Here is a 3,252-nt window from a genome sequence, read left to right as displayed (position 1 = left end):
CCAGCTGCCCTCGCTCAACGCCGCGGGCGGGCTGATCGCCGCCGAGGCTGGCAGGTGCACCGCGCGCGGCTGGAAGACCCGGCCCAAGAGGCGCAGTACGACCACCGCGTCGCCCAGCGCACCCGCCGCGGCGCCGCGATTTCCGCGGCCGACTACATCGACCTGCAGGACGCGCGGCTGCGCCTGCAAGCCACCGCCCGGGAGCGCCTGCGCGACCTCGACGCCTGGCTGATGCCGACCGTGGCCGTGCGCGCGCCGCGCCTGGCGGACCTCACCGGCGACGATGCCCGGTTCTTCGCCACCAACGGGCTGGTGCTGCGCAACACGACGGTGCTCAATTTCCTGGATGGCTGCGCGCTCTCCCTTCCCTGCCAGGCGCCCGGCGAACTGCCCGTGGGCCTGTCCGTGGGCGGCGTGCACGGCGCCGATGCGCGCGTGCTGCAGGTGGGCCGCGCCATCGAGGCCTGCCTGCGCGCGGGCTGAGGCACCCGCCACCGCCGCACCCTGCGCGATGAACACCCGCTTCGTCGAAGCCTTTCTCTGGATCGCGCGGCTCGGGAGCTTCCGCGCCGCGGCCGAGCGGCTGCATGTGACGCAGGCGGCCATCTCCAACCGCATCGCCTCGCTGGAGGAAGAGATCGGCGCCCGCGTGTTCGAGCGCGACCCGCGCGACCTGCGGCTCACGCCCGTGGGCCTGCGGCTGCTGGACTATGGCGAGCGCATGCTGGAGCTGCAGCGCGAGATGATCGCGCTCGGGCACCCGCAGCAGGAGCTTCTGGGCCTGGTGCGCATCGGCGCGATCGAGAGCGTGGTGCACACCTGGCTGGTGGACTTCCTGGGCACGCTGCAGCGCCTGCACCCGGGCATCGAAGTGCAGCTGACCTCGGAAACCACCCTCGCCCTGCACGAGCGCCTGCAGATCGGCGCGATCGACATCGCGCTGCAGACCGACCCCATGGCCAGCGCCGAGATCGTCAACATGGCCTGCCCGCCGATGGCCATGGGCTGGGTGGGCGCCGGCGCCTCCGCGCCCCAGCCCGACGAAGGCCGCATCGCCCACCTGCTGCTGCAGCCGGTGCTGACCATGAGCCCGGGATCGCAGCCCCACCAGGCGCTCAAGCAGCTGTACCGGCAGGCCAGCATGCCCGTGGGCAAGGTGCATTGCGTGAGTTCGATGGCGGCGATCGTGCGGCTGGTGCAGTCGGGGTTCGGCAACGCGCTGATCCCACTGCCACCCGTGCGCGAGGAGATCGAGCGCGGCGACCTGCGCGTGATCGCGTGCGATACGCCCCTGCCGCCCCAGCGCATCGTGGTGAGCCATCTGGACGCCAGCGGCTCGGCCGCCATCCGCCGCGCGGCCGAGCTGGCGTGCAGCGAATCCGAGCGCTTCGCTGCCTCGCTGTCCGCACCATTCCGGACGCCCGGCACAGAGGGTGAACCCTGATTTGGTGCAGAAAAAGCATCTGACCCGACAAGTAATTCTGATAGCCGCAGGGCAAAAAAACCCGTTTGTGGCACGCCGATGCGCGGCCGATGATTCCCTGGTCTTTTTGCAAGGAATCGCAAGTGCCCATGGCTTCCCAGAACCTTCCCTCCGCCGCCCCCGGCACCGTGCACGGCATGCTCTTCGTGGCCGCCGATGTCGATGCCGCCGACGAGGCGGACTTCAACCAGTGGTATGACCGCGAGCATGTCGAAGAGCGCGTGCGCATCGACGGTTTTCTCTCCGGCGCCCGCTACGTGTCACGGCAGGGCGGCCGCAAGTACCTGGGCCTGTACCGCACGCAGTCGCTCGCGGCCTTCACGTCCGATGCGTACCGCGCCGCGTTCGGCCGGCAGACGCCCTGGTCGGTCACCAACCTGGGCCGCATGCGGGACCCGATGCGCCGCGTGTGCGCGGTGGAGGCCGTCACCGGGTTCGGCTCCGGCAGCCACCTGAGCGTGCTGGCCCTGCCGCCGGCCGATGACCGCGCCGCACTGGTGGCGCGCGCCGTGCAGGCCGGCACCCAGCTCGCGCAGGTGCCCGGCTTCGTGCAGTCGTACCTGCTGGTGCCGGACCCGGTGCTGAGCACGCCCCTGCCCACGGAGCGCACCGAAGGCCGCGTGCTGCAGCCGCTCATGGTGGTGGAAACCGGCCATGCCGACGCGCACCGCGAGGCACTGGCGCGCGCTGGTGCGCTGCTGCAGGCCGATGCCGTGGCGGCGGCCCAGTACACGCTGGGCTGGAAGCTCACGCGGGCCGACCTGGCCTGATCCCCTCTGCCACTACGGGCCCCTGCGCCCCCGATTTTTCCTTCATCGCCTTTCACCGGAGATCCTCCCATGCGTGCAGTTCCCCAGGGCGTCGCCCACGCTCCCCCCGCCGCCCCCAAGATGGGCCGACTTGCCATGGCCAGCTCGGTTGGCACCACGCTCGAGTGGTACGACTTCACGGTCTACAACATCATGGCGGCGCTGGTCTTCAACGCCATCTTCTTTCCGTCCTTCGACCCGCTCACCGGCACCATCCTCGCGTTCTCCACCTATGCCGTGGGCTACATCTCCCGGCCGCTGGGCGGCATGGTGTTCGGCCACCTGGGCGACCGGCTGGGCCGGCGCTTCGTGCTGGTGGCCACGCTGGTGATCATGGGCGTCTCGACCGGGCTGATGGGGCTGCTGCCCACGTACGGCACCTGGGGCATCTGGGCACCCATCGCCCTGGTGGCGCTGCGCTTCGTGCAGGGCGTGGCGCTCGGCGGCGAATGGGCCGGCGCGGTGCTGCTGTCGATGGAGCACGGCAAGCCCACCGAGCGCGGGCGCAACGCCTCGTTCACGCAGGTCGGCCCGTCGTGCGGCACGCTGATCGGCACCGGCTTCATCGCCCTGGTCTCGGCCTGGCTGAGCCCCGAAGACTTCCAGGCCTGGGGCTGGCGCATTCCCTTCGTCTCCAGCGTGGCGCTGGTGCTGTTCGGCCTGTGGCTGCGCCGGGGCGTCGACGAGACGCCGGTGTTCCGCGAAATGGAGGCCCACCAGGCCACGGCCAAGACGCCCATCAAGGAGGTGTTCTCGCAGCACTGGCGGCGCCTGCTGGTGGCCGGCGGATCGCGCATCGGCTCGGACGTGCTGTATGCGCTGGTCGTGGTGTTCACCCTGACCTACGTGACCACGGTGCTGCACCTGTCGCGCCCGCTGGCGCTCACCGCCACCATGATCGGCGCGGCGTGCAACGCCCTCGCCGTGCCGTGGTTCGGCGCGCTGTCGGACCGCATCGGC

The 3,252-nt window shown here is 70.9% G+C and carries 3 protein-coding genes and 1 pseudogene; all 4 read left to right on the top strand.

Annotation, left to right across the window (positions count from 1 at the left end):
- Positions 1 to 483 (top strand): annotated as a pseudogene (locus AC27KI_RS21450) (amidase family protein); the annotation flags it as partial.
- Between the two features lie 28 nt (positions 484 to 511).
- On the top strand, positions 512 to 1,444 hold the full coding sequence (locus tag AC27KI_RS21445; RefSeq protein ID WP_284405289.1) for a LysR family transcriptional regulator: 933 nt from the start codon (positions 512 to 514) through the stop codon (positions 1,442 to 1,444).
- A 128-nt stretch (positions 1,445 to 1,572) separates the two neighbouring features.
- Complete coding sequence (locus tag AC27KI_RS21440) at positions 1,573 to 2,253, top strand: hypothetical protein (protein WP_487115732.1); 681 nt, start codon at positions 1,573 to 1,575, stop codon at positions 2,251 to 2,253.
- A gap of 69 nt (positions 2,254 to 2,322) precedes the next feature.
- Positions 2,323 to 3,252 (top strand): MFS transporter (locus AC27KI_RS21435; protein ID WP_487115730.1); only part of this gene is annotated, 930 nt, incomplete at its 3' end.

This window comes from Acidovorax sp. KPB24-03 (genome assembly GCF_057546605.1).
This window is presented reverse-complemented; position numbering and strand designations above follow the sequence as displayed.

Excerpts from the sequence above, each read along its gene's own strand:
- AC27KI_RS21440 (WP_487115732.1), top strand. The coding sequence starts at position 1,573 with ATGGCTTCCCAGAACCTTCCCTCCGCCGCCCCCGGCACCGTGCACGGC.
- AC27KI_RS21445 (WP_284405289.1), top strand. The coding sequence starts at position 512 with ATGAACACCCGCTTCGTCGAAGCCTTTCTCTGGATCGCGCGGCTCGGG.